Genomic DNA, 2013 nt, shown 5'->3' with positions numbered 1-2013 from the left:
ATCGACCTTTGAATGGGTTCATGTGCTTGCTCCTTCCACTAAACAATGGCATCAGTTTACCATCGCCAGATCTTTGCAACAGTGCCGAATTTAATTCCAATAATAATGCGATTCAGGCTGAGAACGATCGTGAACGTGAGAGCAATATCAATTTTATTTCTGCACTGGTTGGGATACTGGATGCCATGCAGAACAACCCAAAACTAGCGAGTTCACCCACGTTGATGTCCTCTTTACTGTCTGACAGTCTAAAGATGCCGGTGGAAACGGTAAACAGAATTTATAAAGAGTTTCAAACCCAAAAAGCTGAGCAAGAACCATTAATGAAAAGTATGCCAACTGCCATAAATCATAATGACTTAAGCCAGAAAGAGCTGGCCGCGCTGGTAAAGGAGTTGCTTTCCTCCTGGCGAGCTCAAGGAATTCTATAAATTAATCGTTAAAGATAATACCAGCAAGACTGCCATCTTATTTGATATAGCAGTCTTACTTATAAATTGCTGAAACCTATCAGACCATCGGTGTCAATAGTTTTTAATGCATTAAAATAGGTATTCACTGTTTCCTATTATAAAAAAGGTACAGACAGATGCATAGACGCTGTGTAGACAGAATGTTATTATGATTATAAATTATGCCAAAATCAGGAGAGGGGAATGACAAAAAGCTTTTATTTTAGAAATATAACCATAGGGATAATTTTATTTATAATTATCAGCATCATTTTAATTAAAAACCATGAATCATTAAGACTGCAACTATTTTGGATTTTTTCTTTAGTAAACACATTTCTTTATCCAGTAGCTAAAGTGGCTGTCGAAAAAATCGCTCTAAAATTTACTACAAAAGGCTTTTGGCATAGAGGGATACTTAAAGATGACATAGGAAAAAATGGAATTTATGCTATTTATTGGCTGTTCTGCTTTGTTTTTGCCATTCCTCTTAGCCTAATCTATATATTCTTGAATGTTAAAAAGTCCGGGTAAAACCCGGCATCTTTTTAATAATATTAAATTCCTAGACCGGCATTAATCTTATTAATAAGCTTATCGTTAACTAACGCACCTACCGTAGCCATAATAACAGCAAAACTTACGATTCCTAGCGGAACACCAATAAGAATACTGAAGGCAAAGGCTGTAACAGCTGTTGCGACCTTTCCGGCTGTAAAAGTTTCGATTTTAACAAAGAACGGTCGCCAGTTATCTGTCTCTAGGGACTTAATCAATTCCTGAGTAATGTCATACAAGTCAGAGAATTTTCCATAGTAACCAAATGCTTTGTTGTAAATAGAAAGCTGTTTAGCCATGTTGGCATAATCCATAGATTTAAGAGCACTATGAATAGCATTCCGATCCTGAGCACTAAACTTAACGCCTAAGGAATTTTTATAGTTGTTAAAAGCTGCCAGCGCTTGATCCATATTACGTATTGTTTTCCCTTTCGCTTCTTCCGCAAAAGACTGGGCAAGACCTGACGCTCTTTCACCATATTTCGCGGTTACTTCCTGGTAAAAATCCGATGTTGCCTTTACCGCATTAGCAATATCTTCTCTGGTGTAATTTATTTGCGCTAACTCTCTTTGCGCATTTTCAACTTCATTACGCGCCTTACTAATTCTGCGTCCTGCTTGCTTACTATTAGCCAAAGCGGAATTATCATTAACAATCTTGATAAGTACAACTTTACGCGCTTCAGAAATGTCCCCCGCGAAAGCCCCACCCAAGGCTGAGTTATACTGATTCCCTGCACCACCACCGTTTCCACCACTATAATTCGGCATCCCCAGATTTACGCCATACGCGTCACCACCAACACGAGGGTTTATACCAATGACATTCCCATCTACACTCAAAAAGTATCCTGTAAATTCAGCGGGGTTTAGCCCACCGCTACGAGCCATATTATCGGGCTTTGTTGCAAAGATTGGGGAGACCCGGCCGTCGATGTTGTCGACTGACCTTACATTTCAAAGACCCGGTTCACCAGACGCATCGCACCCTGGGGATGACC

Annotated in this window: 3 protein-coding genes; 2 read left to right on the top strand and 1 reads right to left on the bottom strand. The window is 39.4% G+C overall.

All coding sequences use genetic code 11. The features are described from left to right. Positions 1–431, top strand: a 431-nt coding sequence (locus EGK14_RS21355) for a hypothetical protein (RefSeq protein WP_370256575.1), incomplete at its 5' end; no start/stop codon positions are given. 225 nt (positions 432–656) lie between these two features. Continuing rightward, a complete protein-coding gene (locus EGK14_RS21065; protein WP_125291006.1) occupies positions 657–986 on the top strand; it encodes a colicin E1 family microcin immunity protein in 330 nt (109 codons plus the stop codon). 23 nt (positions 987–1009) lie between these two features. Here the strand turns inward: EGK14_RS21065 and EGK14_RS21060 are convergent, their stop codons facing one another. Then, positions 1010–1903, bottom strand: coding sequence for a colicin-like pore-forming protein (locus EGK14_RS21060; protein ID WP_125291005.1), 894 nt, complete (start codon positions 1901–1903; stop codon positions 1010–1012). Positions 1904–2013 lie beyond the last annotated feature (110 nt).

Origin of the sequence: Erwinia sp. 198, from assembly GCF_003937915.1 — a bacterium.
In the GTDB taxonomy this organism is placed as follows: Bacteria; Pseudomonadota; Gammaproteobacteria; order Enterobacterales; family Enterobacteriaceae; genus Erwinia; species Erwinia aeris.
This window is presented reverse-complemented; position numbering and strand designations above follow the sequence as displayed.